This window comes from Frankia sp. QA3 (assembly GCF_000262465.1).
Taxonomy (GTDB): domain Bacteria; phylum Actinomycetota; class Actinomycetes; order Frankiales; family Frankiaceae; genus Frankia.
In genome coordinates, this window is record NZ_CM001489.1 from 6,657,894 (window position 1) to 6,676,138 (window position 18,245).

The 18,245-nt window shown below is 72.7% G+C and carries 14 protein-coding genes; 11 read left to right on the plus strand and 3 right to left on the minus strand.

What is annotated here, in order from left to right:
* Positions 1-97: 97 nt before the first annotated feature.
* The gene (locus FRAQA3DRAFT_RS27245; RefSeq protein WP_009742273.1) at positions 98-808 is read right to left on the minus strand and encodes an ACT domain-containing protein; all 711 of its coding nucleotides are present in this window, start codon (positions 806-808) and stop codon (positions 98-100) included.
* Between the two features lie 340 nt (positions 809-1,148).
* Between FRAQA3DRAFT_RS27245 and gatC the strand changes: the two genes are divergently transcribed.
* From gatC to leuA, 11 genes are all read left to right on the plus strand, one after another.
* Positions 1,149-1,445: an Asp-tRNA(Asn)/Glu-tRNA(Gln) amidotransferase subunit GatC gene (gene gatC, locus FRAQA3DRAFT_RS27250; protein ID WP_009742274.1), complete on the plus strand. Its 297-nt coding sequence runs from the start codon at positions 1,149-1,151 to the stop codon at positions 1,443-1,445.
* Between the two features lie 13 nt (positions 1,446-1,458).
* Positions 1,459-3,027, plus strand: a complete 1,569-nt coding sequence (gene gatA / locus FRAQA3DRAFT_RS27255) for an Asp-tRNA(Asn)/Glu-tRNA(Gln) amidotransferase subunit GatA (protein WP_009742275.1) — start codon at positions 1,459-1,461, stop codon at positions 3,025-3,027.
* 106 nt (positions 3,028-3,133) lie between these two features.
* On the plus strand, positions 3,134-3,391 hold the full coding sequence (locus FRAQA3DRAFT_RS27260; protein ID WP_009742276.1) for a hypothetical protein: 258 nt from the start codon (positions 3,134-3,136) through the stop codon (positions 3,389-3,391).
* 43 nt (positions 3,392-3,434) lie between these two features.
* Complete coding sequence (gatB, locus tag FRAQA3DRAFT_RS27265) at positions 3,435-4,952, plus strand: Asp-tRNA(Asn)/Glu-tRNA(Gln) amidotransferase subunit GatB (RefSeq protein WP_009742277.1); 1,518 nt, start codon at positions 3,435-3,437, stop codon at positions 4,950-4,952.
* Between the two features lie 439 nt (positions 4,953-5,391).
* On the plus strand, positions 5,392-7,212 hold the full coding sequence (locus tag FRAQA3DRAFT_RS27270) for a penicillin-binding transpeptidase domain-containing protein (RefSeq protein ID WP_009742278.1): 1,821 nt from the start codon (positions 5,392-5,394) through the stop codon (positions 7,210-7,212).
* A 353-nt stretch (positions 7,213-7,565) separates the two neighbouring features.
* Positions 7,566-9,353: an acetolactate synthase large subunit gene (locus FRAQA3DRAFT_RS27275; RefSeq protein WP_009742279.1), complete on the plus strand. Its 1,788-nt coding sequence runs from the start codon at positions 7,566-7,568 to the stop codon at positions 9,351-9,353.
* A 106-nt stretch (positions 9,354-9,459) separates the two neighbouring features.
* Positions 9,460-9,984, plus strand: a complete 525-nt coding sequence (gene ilvN, locus FRAQA3DRAFT_RS27280) for an acetolactate synthase small subunit (protein WP_035923598.1) — start codon at positions 9,460-9,462, stop codon at positions 9,982-9,984.
* Between the two features lie 112 nt (positions 9,985-10,096).
* Positions 10,097-11,089 carry a ketol-acid reductoisomerase gene (gene ilvC / locus FRAQA3DRAFT_RS27285; RefSeq protein ID WP_009742281.1) on the plus strand — a complete coding sequence of 331 codons (993 nt, stop codon included), beginning with the start codon at positions 10,097-10,099 and terminating at the stop codon, positions 11,087-11,089.
* A gap of 307 nt (positions 11,090-11,396) precedes the next feature.
* Positions 11,397-12,989 carry a phosphoglycerate dehydrogenase gene (gene serA / locus FRAQA3DRAFT_RS27290; RefSeq protein WP_009742282.1) on the plus strand — a complete coding sequence of 531 codons (1,593 nt, stop codon included), beginning with the start codon at positions 11,397-11,399 and terminating at the stop codon, positions 12,987-12,989.
* Between the two features lie 242 nt (positions 12,990-13,231).
* Complete coding sequence (locus FRAQA3DRAFT_RS27295) at positions 13,232-14,056, plus strand: septum formation family protein (protein WP_009742283.1); 825 nt, start codon at positions 13,232-13,234, stop codon at positions 14,054-14,056.
* A gap of 363 nt (positions 14,057-14,419) precedes the next feature.
* Positions 14,420-16,183, plus strand: a complete 1,764-nt coding sequence (gene leuA, locus FRAQA3DRAFT_RS27300) for a 2-isopropylmalate synthase (protein ID WP_009742284.1) — start codon at positions 14,420-14,422, stop codon at positions 16,181-16,183.
* Between the two features lie 144 nt (positions 16,184-16,327).
* Here leuA and FRAQA3DRAFT_RS27305 read toward each other — a convergent pair whose 3' ends face one another.
* Together FRAQA3DRAFT_RS27305 and FRAQA3DRAFT_RS27310 are read right to left on the minus strand one after the other, a co-directional pair.
* A complete protein-coding gene (locus tag FRAQA3DRAFT_RS27305; RefSeq protein WP_035923599.1) occupies positions 16,328-16,522 on the minus strand; it encodes a DUF1059 domain-containing protein in 195 nt (64 codons plus the stop codon).
* A gap of 98 nt (positions 16,523-16,620) precedes the next feature.
* Positions 16,621-17,976: an EAL domain-containing protein gene (locus FRAQA3DRAFT_RS27310; RefSeq protein ID WP_009742286.1), complete on the minus strand. Its 1,356-nt coding sequence runs from the start codon at positions 17,974-17,976 to the stop codon at positions 16,621-16,623.
* Between the last annotated feature and the right edge of the window lie 269 nt (positions 17,977-18,245).

The following is an 18,245-nucleotide window of genomic DNA, read 5'->3' on the forward strand; positions in this document are numbered from 1 at the left end:
CCGGACGCCGACGCCCCGGACGCCGACTCCGCGCGCCAGGCGGCGCGGGCGGGGGACGACGCCTAGCCGCGGTGGGCTGGGCGGGCGGGATGTCCCATCACGGGCGGCCCGTCCTGCTCAGGCTCGCCGCGATGCCGGCGAGGTGGGCCAGCCGATCGACCTCGGAGGCGCGGAAGGCCGGGCCGCCGGGGCGGCCGATGAGGATGACCAGCCGGTCGCAGCCGACGGGAGCCGCGGCGAGCTCCATGCTGACCGCCTTCCAGCGCGGCGGGAAGGTGCCCTCGTCCGGCCCGATCCGCCGCGCCCGGTCCAGCGGCAGCCAGGGCAGCGGTAACCGGACCCGTTCGGGCACGCCGAGGTCGTCACCGCCGAGCGTGGGCGCGCCGACCGAGGTCTCCCGCACCCGCACGTCGCCCGCGCCGACGTGTTCGAGCAGCACCGCCCAGTCGGCGTTGAACACGCCCGGGGCCAGTTCCGTCAGGGTCGCCGCGGCGTCGAGTGGCCGGTCGGTCAGCGCGTCGACGAGGTCGAGGTCGCTGGCGACGCCGCCGCCGTCCGCCAGGAACGGGCGCAGCGACTCGACGACCACGCCCGGCACCGACTGGGCCGCGCTCATCGCCCGATCCGCGAGTCCCCCCGGCGGCAGCATGACGAGCAGGTCGTCCACCGCGCCGGAGGCGGTGCGCTCCACGACGGTGACGCTGACGATGTCGATGCCGGCGGCGCCCAGGGCGGTGGCGACGGCGCCGAGGGTGCCCGGGCGGTCCGGTAGCACGACGCGCAGCAGGTACGACATGTAGCTGAGCATGCACAAAAAGCGTGTCGTGGGCATGGCCGACCGGTCACGCCGAGATGACGCGGCGCGCCGCCGCTTGCCTGGTCAGGGACCTGGCGGGCGGCGTCGGCACGGGTGGCGCCGCCACCGCGACGACAGATCGGCCGGCTGGCTGGCGGGGCGGGGTCCGTCCCAGCCGTGCCGCGGCCCGTACCATGACATGACGTCGACGCGGCGATGCGTCCGGTCCGGTTCTCTCCCCTGTGGCCAGCCTCCGGGCGGCCCGGAGTCCCCGGCTTTCCCGGCTGCCGCCCGCGGCACGCACGATCAGTCACGGGCCTCGCGCCCACCGGCCACGAAGGGGCCACACGCAATGGGGATCACACGGGACGAGGTAGCCCATCTCGCCCGGCTGTCGCGGATGTCGGTGACCGACGACGAGCTGGACGCGCTGGCACCGCAGCTCGAGGCGATCCTGTCGGCGGTCGCCCGGGTCTCCGAGGTCGCGGCGGCGGACATCCCGCCGACCAGTCACGCCGTGCCGCTGACGAACGTCTTCCGCCCGGACGTCGCCCGCCCGTCGCTGCCCGCCGCCGAGGCCCTGGCCGGTGCTCCCGCCACCGAGGACGGCCGCTTCCGGGTGCCCCGCATCCTTGATCCGGACGAGTGAGGTCGCCGCCCGCATGACGGACAACCCGACACCTTCCGCCACAACCACCGCAGCCGCCACAACCACCGCAGCCGCCGCGACCGGTGCAGCCGCCGCGACCGATGTCGTGCACCTGACCGCCGCGGCCACGGCCGCGGCGATCGCCGCGGGCGAGCTGAGCGCCGTCGAGGCGACCCAGGCGGCGCTCGACCGCATCGCCAAGGTCGACGACACGATCCACGCCTTCCTGCATGTCGATGCCGAGGGCGCGCTCGCCGCGGCCCGTTCCGTCGACGAGCGCCGGGCAGCCGGGGAGCGGCTCGGCCCGCTCGCCGGGGTGCCACTGGCGCTCAAGGACGTCCTGACCGCCCGCGGGATGCCGACCACCTGCGGCAGCCGGATCCTTGAGGGCTGGCACGCGCCGTACGACGCCACCGTGGTCAGCCGGCTGCGCGCGGCGGACGTCGTCCTGCTCGGCAAGGTCAACATGGACGAGTTCGCCATGGGCTCGTCCACGGAGAACTCGGCCTACGGGCCGACCCGCAACCCGTGGGACACCACCCGCATCCCCGGCGGCAGCAGCGGCGGCAGCGCGGCGGCGGTCGCCGCCCTCGAGGCGCCGCTGGCGATCGGCACCGACACCGGCGGCTCCATCCGCCAGCCGGCCGCGGTCTGCGGGCTGGTCGGGGTGAAGCCCACCTACGGCGGCGTGAGCCGCTACGGGCTGGTCGCCTTCTCCAGCTCGCTGGATCAGGCGGGTCCGCTGGCCCGCACCGTCACCGACGCGGCGCTGCTGCATGCCGCGATCGCCGGCCACGACCCGCTCGACTCCACCAGCGTCGACGTGCCGGTGCCCGCGGTGGTGGCCGCGGCGGGCCGGCGCGACATCCGCGGCGTGCGGGTCGGCGTCGTGCGGGAGCTCGCCGGCGACGGCTACGACCCCGGGGTCGAGGCCGCCTTCACCGCCGCCGTCGAGACGCTGACCGCGCTCGGCGCCGAGGTCGTCGAGGTGAGCTGCCCGCACTTCACCTACGCGCTGCCGGCCTATTACCTGATCGCGCCCAGCGAGTGCTCGTCCAACCTGGCTCGCTTTGACGCGATGCGGTTCGGGCTTCGCATCGGCGACGACGGTCAGGCCGGTGCCGAGGAGGTCATGAGCCGGACCCGCGAGGCCGGCTTCGGCCCGGAGGTGAAGCGGCGGATCATTCTCGGCACCTACGCGCTGTCCTCGGGTTACTACGACGCCTACTACGGGCAGGCGCAGAAGGTTCGCACGCTGATCAGCCGGGACTTCTCCGCCGCGTTCGAGCAGGTCGACGTGCTGGTCTCGCCCACCACCCCGACCCCGGCGTTCCCGCTGGGCGCGAAGGTGGACGACCCGGTCGCCATGTACCTGTCGGATCTGTGCACCATCCCGTCGAACCTGGCCGGTGGCCCGGCGATGAGCCTGCCGGCGGGCCTGGTGGACGGGCTGCCGGTGGGTATCCAGATCATGGCGCCGCCGTTCGCCGACGACCGGCTCTACCTGGTCGGCGGGGCGCTGGAGGAGGCGCTCGACGCCCGGCGCGGCCACCCGCTGCTGGACGAGGCCCCGGCGCTGTGACCGGCGGGGAGATCAGGACCAGCGGGGAGATCAGGACCGGCGGGGAGATCAGGACCGGCGGGGAGATCAGGACTGGCCGGGAGATCAGGACCGGCGGGGACCGGCGATGGTGAATCTGCGCAGCGGCCGGCAGGACCGCCTCCTGGTCATCGTGGTCTGGCTGCTCACCGTCGTGGTGCTGGGCCTCGGCATCGCCACGGTGAACCCGATCCTGCTCGTCTGGGGCGTGCTGGGCCTGCCGGCCGCGGTGTTCCTCAGCTACGTGCACCTGCGCGACACCCGCCCGCGCCCGCCCTCCGGACCCGGCGGTGTCACCGAGCCCACCTCCGCCGAGCCCGGCTCCGCCGACGACACGCCGTCATGACCGGTCGACCCGCGCATCCAGCGACCCACGAGGAGTACCCCCGGTGAGCACTGCGGCTCCCGCCAGCGCGCTGCCTTCCTACGCCGACGCCCTCGCCCGTTACGAGCCGGTGATCGGGTTGGAGACGCACGTCGAGCTCGGCACCGTCTCCAAGATGTTCTGCGGCTGTCCGACGGCGTTCGGCGCCGAGCCCAACACCCAGGTCTGCCCGGTCTGCCTCGGCCTGCCCGGCTCGCTGCCGGTGGTCAACGAGGCGGCGGTGCGGTTCGCCGTCATGATCGGGCTCGCGCTGCACTGCGACATCGCGTCCTGGTGCCGTTTCGCGCGCAAGAACTACTTCTACCCCGACATGCCGAAGAACTTCCAGATCAGCCAGTACGACGAGCCGCTGTGCACGGACGGCTGGCTCGACGTCGAGGTCGACGGCGAGGTGCACCGGGTCGGGATCACCCGCGTGCACATGGAGGAGGACACCGGCAAGTCGCTGCACGTCGGCGGCGCCACCGGGCGCATCCACGGCGCGACCCATTCGCTGGTCGACTACAACCGGGCCGGGATCCCGCTCGTCGAGATCGTCACCGAGCCCGACGTCCGCTCGCCGGAGGTGGCCCGCGCCTACGTCGACGAGCTGCGCGAGCTGATCCGCGCCCTCGGCGTGTCCGACGTGCGGATGGAGCAGGGCTCGCTGCGCTGCGACGCGAACGTCTCGCTGCGCCGCCGCCCGGCCCCCGGCGAGCCCGACGCGCCGTTCGGCACCCGCACCGAGACGAAGAACCTCAACTCGTTGCGGTCGGTGGAGCGGGCCGTGCGTTACGAGATCACCCGGCAGGCCGGCCTGCTCGACGACGGCGAGCGGATCCGCCAGGAGACCCGCCACTTCGACGAGGCGGCCGGGCGGACGTCGTCCGGCCGGTCCAAGGAGGAGGCGACCGACTACCGGTACTTCCCGGAGCCGGACCTGACCCCGCTGGCGCTGCCCGTGCAGTACGTCGACGAGCTGCGCGTGGGCCTGCCGGAGCTGCCCGCCGCGCGGCGTGCCCGGCTCATCGCCGAACACGGCTACACCACGCGGGACCTGACCGATCTGCGCAACGCCGGCGTGCTGGACCTGGTGGAGCAGACCGTGGCCGCCGGGGCGGCCCCGGCGGCGGCGCGCAAGTGGTGGCTCAACGAGCTGGCGCGGCGCGCCGCCGACGCCGGCAGCCAGCCGAGCGACCTCGCGATCACTGCGGCCGACGTCGCGCGGATCACCGTGCTCGTCGCCGCCGGCGAGCTCACCGACGCGCTCGCCCGCAAGGTCATCGACGGCGTGCTGGCGGGAGAGGGCACCCCGGACGAGGTCGTCGCCGGGCGCGGCCTCGCCGTCGTCGCGGACGACGGGGCGCTCACGGCGGCGGTCGACGCCGCGATCGCCGCGGCGCCGGACATCGCGGAGAAGGTCCGCGGCGGCAAGGTCAACGCTGTCGGCCCGCTGGTCGGCGCGGTGATGAAGGCGATGAAGGGCCAGGCGGACGCGGCCAGCGTGCGCGGCCTGCTGCTGGAGCGTCTCGGCGCCTCCTGACGGCCCTCGGGTGTGACGGCTCCCGGGTGCTGCGGCTGTCCGGAGTTCGCGCTGTGGTGCGGCAGCGAGCGCACCGCCGACTGGCACGTCCGCTTCGGCGCGGCCGCCGCCCGCCGCCACGCCAGGTCCTGCCGTTCGTCGGCTGACCGCTATGATCGATATTGGGCCGTCCTGACGCTTTGGCGGCCTGCGGGCTGCCGCATCTGTTTTCGCAGGATGTGGACGGTTCGGGGGGAGTCATCCCGCTCCGGGGTGCGCGTCGCGGGTGCCGAAGGTTGCCCCGGCGTGGCCCGGGCCGGAGAAGACCACGTTCTCCCCTCGTGTCGGACCCGCGTGTCGAGTTGCCGACGCTGACCGGCGCGTCGGGTGCGCAGTGCCGGGGGCCTTCGTAGGGTGGGTCTCCGATCGGGCAGTCGTCTGCGAGGGGAGGCGTCTGGTCATGCCCCTCACTCCGTCCGGATTCACCGCGTCGACGTCGCGGCGTCGCGGCCGCGGCCGTCGCCGGGCGATCATCGCCGTCGTGGTCGTCGTCGTCCTGGCCGCCGGCAGCGGGATCGGTTACGTCCTGAAGAACCGGTCCGACGAGCGGGCGGCCGACCGCCGGGTCCAGGCCGCGGCGGCTGCCTACCTCGCCGCCTGGCGAACTCTGACCATCACCGGTGGGACGGCGACCCGCGCCCCGGCCGGCTCGGCGTCGGCGGCCAGCGCCGCCCCGGCCGCGGCCGGCGCGGCGGCGACACCGGCCGCGGCCGGTGCGGGGGCCACTGGGTCGGTGGCGGCCGGCGGCCGTGACGGGGCCGGTCGGGCCGCGGTGAGCGCGGTGACCGTGCCCGGCAGCATCGACGTCGCGGCCCTGCTGACCACCATGGCCGACGTGCGCGACCGGCTGCTGGTCACCGAGGCCAGCTTCACTCCAGGATCGATCGACCGAAACGCCAAGGCGGCAACGGCGCCCTACGTGGCGAAGCTCGACCTGTCCAGCCTGCCGGCGCCGCTGGAGTACGCGGGCGTGCTGAACCTGGTCGACACCGACCGAGGCTGGAAGGTGCGGGCGGAGCCGGCGTCCGTGCACCCCGCCCTGCGCCCCGGGCTGCACCTGGACCGCACCGCCTCGACCGGCCACCGCGGCGACCTGCTCGCCGCCGACGGCCAGCCGCTGCGCGACTCCGGGGACCTCGCCGGCAACCTCGTCGGCCGGACCGACCCGCTGTCCGGGCTGCAACGCATCTACGACGATCGCCTGCGCGCCCAGGGCGGCGCCGTCGTCGTGCGCGACGCGCGGGGCGCCACCGTCCAGACGCTGCACACCTACCCGATGACCGACGGCGAGTCCGTCCGGACGACCCTCGACCTACGGGTCCAGCAGGCCGCCGAGACGGCGCTCGCGACCGCTGCTCGACCCACCGCGGCGATGGTCGCCATCGACACCCGCACCGGCGGCGTGCTGGCGCTGGCGAACCACCCGCCGAGCGGGGCGAGCCGAGCCGTGCGCGGCAAGTACCCGCCGGGTTCCACGTTCAAGATCGTGACGGCCACCGCCGCGCTGATGAACGGCAAGTCGGCGAACACCTCGCTGGACTGCACCCAGACGGTCAGCGTCGGCGGGCGGACCTTCCAGAACGCCGAGGCCGAGCAGTTCGGACCCATCCCGCTGCGGACCGCCTTCGCCAAGAGCTGCAACACCGCCTTCATCCGGCTGGAGGAGTCGCTGCCCCCCGACGCCCTGGAGAAGGCCGCGCAGCTCTACGGTTTCGACGGCCGGGCGCCGCTGGACATCGCCAGCGTCGGGGGGAGCTTCCCGACCCCGCACGACTCGGTCGAGTCCGCTTCGGCGTCGATCGGACAGGCCCGCATCGAGGTCTCACCCCTGCAGATGGCGAGCGTGGCGGCGGCCGTCGCGGGGGGCACCTGGCGCCAGCCGTTCGTCGTCGGGCAGCCGGCGCGCAGCAATGCCATCCCACCCGCGGTACTCCCGCCGCTGCGGGACTTCATGCGGGCGGTCGTCACCGAGGGCACCGCCGCGAGCGTGCCGATGCCTGGCGAGGTCTACGGCAAGACCGGCACGGCCGAGTACGCCGACGGCAACCCGCCGCCCACCCACGCCTGGTTCGTCGGCTACCGGGGCGACGTGGCCTTCGCCGTCGTCGTCGAGGACGGCGGCTTCGGCGCCGAGACGGCGGCCCCGGTCGCCGCCCGTTTCCTGACCGCCCTCGACGGCGGCGCGGTCGCCCCGCCGGCGCCCGGCTCCGGCGGTCGCTGATCCCGCCGTCGCCCCCGGGCGCCTCGCCGACCGCGCGTACCCTGCCGCCGTGGCCTGCTGGCAGGGTGTCCGGTCCCGCCACCTGCGCCCACTGCTTGACGTACGGCCCGAACTCCGGCACGGTAGATCCGTGCACCGTCAGATTCTTGTACGTTCAGAGCGCGCGTAGTCGACGACATCGACCCGTGCGCCGCCCCTCAGTGCCCTAGGCACGAGGGGCTTTTTCGTGCCCAGCTCCACCGCGTTCGTGATCCTGCTCCACCGCGTGACCGACCCGCATCGCGCGCCCCGCGTTCCGCCCGCCGAGACCACCCGCTGTCGCAGATTCCCGGCCTGTCAAGGAAGACGCCCAGATGACACGAGAGATCACCGGAGCCCAGTCGCTCGTCCACTCCCTCGAGGCGGTCGGAGCCGATGTGGTCTTCGGCATCCCCGGCGGCGCGATCCTGCCCGCCTACGACCCGCTGTTCGACTCCACGCGGGTGCGCCACATCCTCGTCCGCCACGAGCAGGGCGCCGGCCACGCGGCCGAGGGATACGCGCAGGCCACCGGGCGGGTCGGGGTGTGCATGGCGACGTCGGGCCCCGGGGCGACGAACCTGGTCACCCCGATCGCGGACGCCTACATGGACTCGGTGCCGATGGTCGCGATCACCGGGCAGGTGGCCAGCGCGGCGATCGGGACGGACGCCTTCCAGGAGGCGGACATCTGCGGCATCACCCTGCCGATCACCAAGCACAACTTCCTCGTCCAGTCCGTCGACGACATCCCGCGGACGATCGCCGAGGCGTTCCACCTGGCGGGCACGGGTCGTCCCGGCCCCGTCCTGGTCGATCTGCCCAAGGACATCCTGCAGTCGGTGACCTCGGTGCTGCCGCACGAGATCTGGCCGCCCACGCTCGACCTGCCCGGCTACCGTCCGATCACCCGCCCGCACAACAAGCAGGTGCGGGAGGCGGCGAAGCTGATCAGCGCGTCCCGGCGTCCGGTGCTGTACATCGGCGGCGGCGTGCTCAGGGCCCGTGCCGCCGCGGAGTTGCGCACGCTGGCGGAGATGACCGGCATCCCGGTCGTCACGACGCTGATGGCCCGCGGCGCCTTTCCCGACTCGCATCCCCAGCACCTGGGCATGCCCGGCATGCACGGTTCGGTCGCCGCGGTGACCGCGCTGCAGAAGGCGGACCTGCTCATCACTCTGGGTGCCCGCTTCGACGACCGGGTCACCGGCCGACTGGCCTCGTTCGCGCCGAAGGCCGCGGTCATCCACGCCGACATCGATCCCGCCGAGATCGGCAAGAACCGGACCGCCGACGTGCCCATCGTCGGCGACTGCCGCGAGGTGATCAACGAGCTGATCGCCGCGCTGGTGACCGAGCCCCGCCCGGAGCTCGAGAGCTGGTGGCGCACCCTGGACGGCTGGCGGCGCACCTACCCGCTCGGCTACGACGCCCCGCCCGACGGGGCGCTGGCGCCGCAGCACGTCATCGAGCGGCTCGGCCGCATCGCCGGCCCCGAGACGATCTTCGCGGCGGGGGTCGGCCAGCATCAGATGTGGGCCGCCCAGTTCATCTCCTACGAGAACCCCTACACCTGGCTGAACTCCGGCGGCGCCGGGACGATGGGCTTCGCGGTGCCGGCGGCGATGGGCGCCAAGGTCGGCCGCCCGGACGCCACCGTGTGGGCGATCGACGGCGACGGCTGCTTCCAGATGACCAACCAGGAGCTCGCCACCTGCGCACTGGAGGGCATCCCGATCAAGGTCGCGGTCATCAACAACGGCTCGCTCGGCATGGTCCGGCAGTGGCAGACCCTGTTCTACGACAAGCGCTACTCGAACACCGAGCTCGGCACGCACCCGGCGTCGCCGCGGACCGGGGTCAAGCGGGTGCCCGACTTCGTCCGCCTCGCCGAGGCGCTGGGCTGCGTCGGCCTGCGCTGCGACTCGGCCGCCGAGGTCGACGCGACGATCGAGAAGGCGATGGCGATCGACGACGCCCCCGTGGTCGTGGACTTCGTCGTTCACCCCGACGCCATGGTCTGGCCGATGGTCGCCGCCGGCGCCAGCAACGACGACATCCGGGTCGCCCGCGATCTCGCGCCCGACTTCGACTACTCCGGGGACGCCGAGGTGAACCTGTGACGGCCCCCGGCCCCGCGGCCGGCGCGCGGCCGATCGGCCCGCGGGCCGCATGGCGACGAATCCCGTCGCCGCCAACCTTCCGCTGTCGAACCAGGAGCGCGACATCATGACCCGGCACACCCTGTCCGTGCTGGTGGAGAACAAGCCGGGGGTGCTCGCCCGGGTCTCCGGCCTGTTCTCCCGGCGTGGGTTCAACATCGAGTCGCTCGCGGTCGGCCCGACCGAGCACCCGGACGTCTCCCGGATGACGATCGTCGTCGCGGTCGAGGACCTGCCGCTGGAGCAGGTGACCAAGCAGCTCAACAAGCTGGTCAACGTCCTGAAGATCGTCGAGATGGACACGTCCGTCTCGGTGCAGCGCGAGCTGATGCTGCTCAAGGTGCGGGCCGACCTGTCCGTCCGGTCACAGGTGCTGGAGACCGTCGCGCTGTTCCGTGCGAAGGTGGTCGACGTCGCCCCGGACGCCGTCACGATCGAGGCGACGGGCACCCGCGACAAGCTGGACGCCCTCATCCGGATGCTGGAGCCGTTCGGGATCCGGGAGCTCGTCCAGTCCGGCATGGTGGCGCTCGGCCGCGGCTCGCGGTCGATCACCGACCGCAGCCTGCGCGCCGTCGACCGGTCGGCCTGATCGGTCGGCCCGCTCCACCCGGCCCGGCCGGAGCAGCCCGGCGCGTCCCGCGGCGATCCCGGCGAGGCCGCGCGGCGCACTTCCCTTCACTCAACGAGGAGACACCCCCACGATGGTCGAGATCTACTACGACGACGACGCCTCGCTCGACGTCCTGACCGGCCGCAAGGTCGCCGTCATCGGCTACGGCAGCCAGGGCCACGCGCACGCGCTGAACCTGCGCGACAGCGGCGTCGACGTGCGGGTCGGCCTGCCCGCGGACAGCCGCAGCCGGGCGAAGGCCGCCGAGGAGGGCCTGCGCGTGCTCACCCCGGCGGAGGCGTCGGCCGAGGCCGACATCATCATGCTGCTCACCCCGGACACCACCCACCGCAAGATCTACGCCGACTCCATCGCCCCGCACCTGAGCGAGGGCAAGGCCCTGGCGTTCGGGCACGGGTTCAACATCCGCTACGGGCTCATCGAGCCGCCGGCGGGCGTCGACGTGTTCATGGTGGCGCCGAAGGGCCCCGGCCACCTCGTGCGCCGGGTGTTCGAGGAGGGCAAGGGCGTGCCCGTCCTCGTCGCCGTCGAGAACGACGCCACCGGCAACGCGCTCGCCGTCGCGCTGGCCTACGCCAAGGGCATCGGCGGCACCCGCGCCGGCGCGCTGCGGACCACCTTCACCGAGGAGACCGAAACCGACCTGTTCGGTGAGCAGGCGGTGCTCTGCGGCGGCGCCAGCGCGCTGGTCCAGGCCGGGTTCGAGACGCTGGTCGAGGCGGGCTACACCCCCGAGGTCGCCTACTTCGAGTGCCTGCACGAGCTCAAGCTCATCGTCGACCTGATGTACGAGGGCGGCATCTCGCAGATGCGCTACTCGATCTCCGACACGGCCGAGTACGGCGACGTCACCCGCGGCCCGCGCGTGGTCACCCCGGCGGTCAAGGCCGAGATGCGCAAGATCCTCGACGAGATCCGGGACGGCACGTTCGCGCGCGAGTGGGTCGCCGAGGACGACAACGGCCGGCCGAACTTCACCAAGCTCGTGGAGGAGGGCAAGCAGCACCCGATCGAGCAGGTCGGTGCCAAGCTGCGGCCGCTGATGTCCTGGATCGCCAGGTAGCAGGCGGATCACCGAGTAGCCGGGCCGCCTGCCACCGCCGGATGCCGGTGCCGGGCTCCGCCGCCGGATGGTGGCGGCGCCCGGCCGCCGAACCGGCGAGGACAGCCGGACCACATCGCCGGGATCGCGCATTTCTGGCGGGACTGGTGCGCAAAGCGTTCGGCGGGCGCAGCCCACGTCGGTAGGCTGGGCCCGCGCCACCCGGCGCGCAGTCAGCACGCTCACCACCGCCAGGCCGACGGCCACGTGATCCACCTCGTTCCGCGCGTCGCCTCCGGCCTGACCAGAGGTTGCTAGGAGAGGTCCAGTGCCCGTCGTACTCGTTGCCGAGGAGCTGTCGCCGGCCGGGCTGGAGGTGCTGTCCGGGGACTTCGAGCTTCGTCACGTCGACGGCGCCGACCGGTCGGCCCTCCTGCCCGCGATCGCCGACGTCGACGCCGTGATCGTTCGTTCCGCCACCAAGATCGACGCGGAGGCGCTCGCGGCGGCGAGCCGGCTCAAGGTCGTCGCCCGGGCCGGCATCGGCCTGGACAACGTCGACGTCGCCGCCGCCACCCAGCGCGGCGTCATGGTCGTCAACGCGCCGACGTCGAACATCGTCAGCGCCGCCGAGCACGCGATCGCGCTGCTGCTCGCCGTCGCCCGCCGGGTCCCGGCCGCCAACCAGTCGCTGAGCGGCGGGGAATGGAAGCGGTCGAAGTTCACCGGCGTCGAACTGGTCGAGAAGACGCTCGGCGTCGTCGGCCTCGGCCGCATCGGCGTCCTCGTGGCGCAGCGGCTGGCCGGCTTCGGCATGAAGGTCATCGCCTACGACCCGTACGTGTCCGTGGCGCGCGCCTCCCAGCTCGGCGTCACCCTCGTCGACCTCGACGAGTTGCTGCGGCGCAGCGACGTGATCACGATCCACCTGCCCAAGACGCCGGAGACGCTCGGCCTGATCGGCGCCGACGAGCTGGCCCGGACCAAGCCCGGCGTCATCATCGTCAACGCCGCCCGCGGCGGGCTCGTCGACGAGGCGGCGCTCGCCGAGTCGATCAGCTCCGGCCAGGTCGGCGGCGCCGGCATCGACGTCTTCGTCACCGAGCCGACGACCGCGTCGCCGCTGTTCGGCCTCGACAACGTGGTGGTCACCCCGCACCTGGGCGCCTCCACCCAGGAGGCCCAGGACAAGGCCGGGCTCGCCGTCGCCCGCTCGGTGCGCCTCGCGCTGCAGGGCGAGTTCGTGCCGGACGCGGTCAACGTGCAGGCCGGTGGGGTGGTGGCCGAGGACGTCCGGCCGGGCCTGCCGCTCGCCGAGAAGCTGGGGCAGCTGTTCTCCGGCCTCGCCGGCGGGCTCGCCGCCGCCATCACCGTCGAGGTCCGTGGGGAGATCGCGGTCCACGACGTCTCGGTGCTCCAGCTCGCCGTGCTCAAGGGAGTGTTCACCGACGTCATCGAGGAGCAGGTCACCTACGTCAACGCCCCGCTGCTGGCGAAGGAGCGCGGCGTCGAGGTCGCCCTGGAGACCTCCGAGGAGGGCTCCTCGGACTACCGCAACCTGGTGACCGTGCGCGGCGTGCTTGCCGACGGCACCCCGGTGTCGGTCAGCGGCACCCTCGTCGGCTCCCGGCAGGTCGAGAAGATCACCGCGATCGACGGCTTCGAGGTCGACATCCGGCCCGAGGCGCATCTGGCCTTCTTCCGCTACGAGGACCGGCCCGGGATCGTCGGCGCGGTCGGCGCGCTGCTCGGCGAGGCGAACATCAACATCGCCAGCGCTCAGGTGAGCCGGGTCCAGGCGGGCGGGGAGGCGCTGATGTCGCTGTCGCTGGACGACGCGGTCGCCGCCGACATCCTGGCCGACATCGCGAAGATCATCGGTGCCTCCTACGCGCGGGCGGTCAGCATCCACACCGATTAGCACCGGACCAGTGGCCGGTCGGTGCCGGGCCGCCGGTCCGCGATTGTGGCACCCGAGTGTTGGCGCGCCGCGGCGGTGGGGCGGGCGGCCCGCCGCAGGTGGTTCGCCGGTGGCGCCCGGTCGGGGCCGCCCGCCGGGCCGGTGCAACCCTGCCGACCGGCCCGTTCCCGCCCGGAGGTGCCTGGGTGATCTTTACGCCGAACGTGCGGCTTTAGCTGGGTGCCGGGTTTACCGTGGCTAGCATGGCGTCGCGGCATCAGGACCCGTTCGAGGGGCTTCGCCTGGATGAGCGATTCGTCCGCGGAGCCCGCTTCCTCGAACCGTCCGCGGCCGAACGCAGCCGGCAGCACGGCCGGACCGCATCCGGTCGCTGCCAGGTCGTTCCCGCTCCCCGGGGGCTTCCCGGGTTCTTCCACCGGCTCGTGTCGCCGCCGAAGCCGCCGGGACGCTCCCGTCAGATCGCTCAGATGGTCACCTTCATCGCCATCATCGTCGGGATGATCACTATCACCGTGGTGGCGTTGCGGCAGACGGCGACCCGGGGCGGGCCGGGCACCGCCACCCGCCTGGCCGCACCGACCGCGTCGCAGGGCGGCTCGGCGAGTGCCGTCAGTGCGGTGCCCGCGGTCACCGGCACTCTGACCGGCCCACCCGCCGGCTATGCGGTCACCCCGGCACTGCTGGCCGCCCTGCAACGCGGCGACTGCCTGAACTGGACGCCCTACCCGACCAACGCCCCCGCGCGGATGGCACCGGTGGTCCCGGTCCGGGTCAGCTGCGACCGGCCGCACATCGACGAGGTCACCCGGTTGGTGAACCTCGCGCCGCTGTTCGACCGCTGGCCCGGCGCGTCGGCGGTGACCCAGGCTGCGGACGCGCGCTGCGCCGGGGCGTTGCGAGACTTCGCCGGGGCCATCGACGCCACCCCCCACCACATCGTCGGCACGATCTACCCGTCCGAGCCGAGCTGGCAGGACGGCGCCAGGTCGGTCGCCTGTACGGTGCGCACCGACGACCTGCGGGCCCGCACCGGCCGGTTCCGCGTCATCGGCTCGATCGGTACCTGAGGCGCGGCGGGCAACCGAGGCGCGGCGGGCAACCGAGGCGCGGCGGGCAACCGAGGCGCGGCGGGCAACCGAGGCGCGGCGGCGCCAGCACCGTCCGATCGTCCCGACATCGGGTACTGTTTATCCGCGATGCGTGCGCTGCTCCTCCTTAGCCGCCGCGGCGGGGCCTGATCCAGCTGGCTTCCCCGTCGCGGTGTTCTCGTGCGCCAGCGTCGGGATCCCCGCAGTCGTGGTGGCCCGGCGGCCACGCCCAGCTCGGGCGGCCGGCCGTCCGACGCCGCGGGGGATCTGCCGGCCCCCAAGTCCCCTGTGCGGTCGTGAGATCCGGTCGATGTGGGGCTCTTTCGAGGAAGCAGGAGCACGATGACCACGCAGCAGCCGTCCGGCATGCCGATCGAGAAGTACCGGTCGTTCACCCCCGTCCCGCTGCCGGACCGGACCTGGCCCGAGAAGACGATCACCCGCGCCCCGCAGTGGTGCAGTGTCGACCTGCGCGACGGCAACCAGGCACTGATCGACCCGATGACCCCCGCGCGCAAGATGCAGATGTTCGAACTGCTGGTCGCGATGGGCTACAAGGAGATCGAGGTCGGATTTCCCGCGGCGAGCCAGACCGACTTCGACTTCATCCGCGAGCTCATCGAGTCCGACCGCATCCCGGATGACGTCGTCATCCAGGTGCTGACCCAGGCGCGTGAGGAGCTGATCGAGCGGACGGCCGCGTCGCTGGTGGGCGCCGACCGGGCGCTGATCCACCTGTACAACTCGACGTCCACGTTGCAGCGGCGGGTCGTGTTCGGCCTGGACCGCGCCGGCGTCACCGAGATCGCCGTGCAGGGCGCGCGCTGGTGCGTCCAGTACGCCGAGAAGCTGCTCAAGGGCACCGACGTGCGCTGGCAGTACAGCCCGGAGTCGTTCACCGGCACCGAGCTGGACTACGCCGTCGAGGTCTGCGAGGCGGTCATGGACGTGTGGTCGCCGACGCCGCAGCGGCCGGTCGTGCTGAACCTGCCGGCGACGGTCGAGATGTCGACGCCGAACGTCTACGCCGACCAGATCGAGTGGGTCGGTCGGAACCTGACCCGGCGCGACGCCGTCATCCTGTCGCTGCACCCGCACAACGACCGGGGCTGCGCGGTCGCCGCGGCGGAGCTCGGCGTGCTGGCCGGCGCGGACCGGGTCGAGGGCTGCCTGTTCGGCAACGGCGAGCGCACCGGCAACGTCTGCCTGGTCACCCTCGGGCTGAACCTGTTCTCGCAGGGCATCGACCCGATGATCGACTTCTCGGACATCGACGGGGTCCGCCGTGCGGTCGAGTACTGCAACCAGCTGCCCGTGCACCTCCGCCATCCCTACGGCGGCGACCTCGTCTACACCGCCTTCTCCGGCTCGCACCAGGACGCGATCAAGAAGGGCCTGGAGGCGATGGAGCGGACCGGCCAGACCCGGTGGGAGGTGCCCTACCTGCCGATCGACCCCAAGGACGTGGGCCGTACCTACGAGGCTGTCATCCGGGTGAACAGCCAGTCCGGCAAGGGAGGCGTGGCGTACCTGCTGAAGTCGGAGCACTCGCTGGATCTGCCGCGACGGCTGCAGATCGAGTTCTCCGGCGTCGTGCAGCGCCACACCGACACCGAGGGCGGCGAGGTCACCGCCGCGGAGCTGTGGCGGATCTTCCGCAGCGAGTACTTCCTCGACGGCGCGGAGACGGCCGGCCCGCTGGAGCTGCTGGGATCACGGACGAACGCCGCCTCGGGGGAGCGCGACGAGGTCTCGGTCTCGGTGCGGTTCGGCGGTGCGGACTCGGTGATCACGGGGGTCGGCAACGGCCCCATCGACGCCTTCGTGGCCGCCCTGGCGACCCGCGGCCTGAGCGTGCGCATCCTCGACTACAACGAGCACGCGCTGGGCTCGGGTGCCGACGCCCAGGCTGCGGCCTACCTCGAGGTCTCCGTCGACAACCAGATCTACTGGGGGGTCGGCATCGATCCCAACATCGTCACCGCGTCGCTGCGGGCCGTGGTGAGTGCCGTCAATCGTGCCTCTCGTGACCGGGCTCCGGCGCCCGAGCCGGTCGTTGCGGCGCCGAGGGACGGCGGTCAGCCGGCCGCCGCACCGGTGGCCTGAGCCGGGCGCGCGCAGGCCTGCCCGCGGCCTGTGGCGGCCCCGCGCCGCCGCAGGCCGATCCGGGGCGCCGGGGGAGCGACCCTCATCGCGGCGAACCGGACCTGGCGCGGCCCCGGGCGTGCCGCCGGGTGAACGAGGCGACGATCAGTCGCGGACGTCCGCAGGTTCCACCTCGCGGGCGCTGCGGCGCACCTGGTCCAGCATCGCTTCCGGGACGTCGGTCATGCCATGGTCCACGCGGGCGTGGGTGTCCACGGCACGAAGCAGATCCTCCTCGCTGGACGCGACGATGCGCGTCTCGCACCCGTGAATGATCGCGCCACAGTAGAATTCCTTCATGGCCGGCCGCCGAACGGTGATCTCCGCGGGCAGGGAATGACCTCCGGCCGCCGGGCTCGGTGACATCAGCGCCTGGGCGGTCCAATATCGGTTCCGTCTCATGTGGACATTTCCGCGAGACGCAGCATCAGGCGCTCCATCTGTACCAGACCGAGGGGTCGACCCATCTCGGTCACGATTATCACCGGGTCGAACCGGCTGGCCCTGGCGCGGGTCATGGCGCGCCGGGCCACCTCCGTCACCGGCTCCTCCGGACGGGCGAAGAGCGTGGTAGGCACACGGCGGGGCTCGGTGCCCCCACCGGGACCGCCGGACAGGTGCAGCGCCACCGGGCGGCACCGGTTGGACACGATGATCGTCGCCCTGGGGGCCTGCTCGTCGTCGGGGCCGGCGGTCGAATCGGCGCGATTCGTCGTCGCCCGCATCGGGCAGCTCGGGCAGTCCGGCGACATGGCGCACGAGCCCGAGTCACCCACGCTGACGGTGACCTGTTCCATGAGGCTCTCGATGCTCGCCGCCCGGTTGCTGCGCTCGGACAGCTGTCGGATCCGCCGGGCCACCCCCGGATCGAGCTGCTGCCAGCCCTCGGAGGGGCGTCCGAGCAGGAACCCCTGCCCGAGGGGAACCCCGAGCGCGACCAGCATGGCCAGCTCATCGCCCCGCTCGATGCCCTCCGCGATCACCCAGCCGTTCAGCCGGCTGGCGAAGTTGCCGACCAGCTCGGTCAGGGCGATCTTGACCTGGTCGTCGTCGACGTTGACCACCAGTGAGCGGTCCAGCTTGACGAAGTCCGGCCGGATCCGGGCGAGCTGACGCAGCCCGGCGTAGCCCGAGCCGACGTCGTCCATGGCGACGAAGGCTCCGCGGTTGCGCAGGGCGCTCGCGGTGGCGGTCAGTCCGCTGGTGGCGTCGAGGTCGACCGCCTCGTTGAGTTCCAGCACGAGTCGGCGCAGGTCCGCGTTCCGCCAGACCTCGGCGACTTCGGGCTCGCCAAGCAGGTGCGGCAGGACGTTGACGGCCAGAAAACAGCGGTCGGGAAGGCGATCGCGTGCCGCGAGCGCGGCAGCGAGAACCCGCGCCTCGAGTTCGGCCGCGTGCCCGAGCCGGTCCGCCGCGGCGAAAATGCGGTCGGGTGAGTGCGTCGGATGGGTGTGGAAGCGGGCAAGCGCCTCATAACCGGCGATAACCCCACGCTGGAGATCCACGATTGGCTGGAAGAACAGCACGGGTTCGGCGGGCTCGGCGAGAACGCGAGCCAGGTCGGGGTGGTCGGCCTCGTACGCGTCCCGCTTCCCGGCGAATCCCGGCGGGCTCTCCACGCCCGACGCAGGGGGGCCCGCGGACGCGACCCCGTGCCGGGCACCGGTCACCTCGCCGGATGTCTCGGCCGCGTCGCCGACATCGGAGCGGCCGCGGGGTGGAGATCCCGCGGGAGTCCGCTGTCGAGTAATCATGCGCCGTGCACCCCCTCGCCTCGAAGCACGTCGCACCTGTCCTGTAAGTGAGTTTCTTACCATCTTGCCTCGGCGCTGGTCGCGAGTACCGTCCGGAGTTGTGAATCCTGCGGTCTTTTGTGTGACCGGCGGGTGGCAGTCGGATTGCTGGTTGTCGTCTTTCTTGCGTCCGCCCGGCATGGTCGGCGTGTTCTATACGGCTGAACCGTCGAGCACCACTGATCTGTTGCCCTACCGGACAATGCACCTCACTTTCTGAGGCGTCGGTC

Coding starts and splice junctions, on each gene's coding strand:
- ilvC (WP_009742281.1), top strand. CDS start 10,097: ATGGTCGAGATCTACTACGACGACGACGCCTCGCTCGACGTCCTGACC.
- FRAQA3DRAFT_RS27310 (WP_009742286.1), bottom strand. CDS start 17,976: ATGATTACTCGACAGCGGACTCCCGCGGGATCTCCACCCCGCGGCCGC.
- gatA (WP_009742275.1), top strand. CDS start 1,459: ATGACGGACAACCCGACACCTTCCGCCACAACCACCGCAGCCGCCACA.
- gatC (WP_009742274.1), top strand. CDS start 1,149: ATGGGGATCACACGGGACGAGGTAGCCCATCTCGCCCGGCTGTCGCGG.
- FRAQA3DRAFT_RS27270 (WP_009742278.1), top strand. CDS start 5,392: ATGCCCCTCACTCCGTCCGGATTCACCGCGTCGACGTCGCGGCGTCGC.
- FRAQA3DRAFT_RS27260 (WP_009742276.1), top strand. CDS start 3,134: ATGGTGAATCTGCGCAGCGGCCGGCAGGACCGCCTCCTGGTCATCGTG.
- ilvN (WP_035923598.1), top strand. CDS start 9,460: ATGACCCGGCACACCCTGTCCGTGCTGGTGGAGAACAAGCCGGGGGTG.
- FRAQA3DRAFT_RS27305 (WP_035923599.1), bottom strand. CDS start 16,522: ATGAAGGAATTCTACTGTGGCGCGATCATTCACGGGTGCGAGACGCGC.
- FRAQA3DRAFT_RS27245 (WP_009742273.1), bottom strand. CDS start 808: ATGCTCAGCTACATGTCGTACCTGCTGCGCGTCGTGCTACCGGACCGC.
- leuA (WP_009742284.1), top strand. CDS start 14,420: ATGACCACGCAGCAGCCGTCCGGCATGCCGATCGAGAAGTACCGGTCG.
- FRAQA3DRAFT_RS27275 (WP_009742279.1), top strand. CDS start 7,566: ATGACACGAGAGATCACCGGAGCCCAGTCGCTCGTCCACTCCCTCGAG.
- FRAQA3DRAFT_RS27295 (WP_009742283.1), top strand. CDS start 13,232: ATGGCGTCGCGGCATCAGGACCCGTTCGAGGGGCTTCGCCTGGATGAG.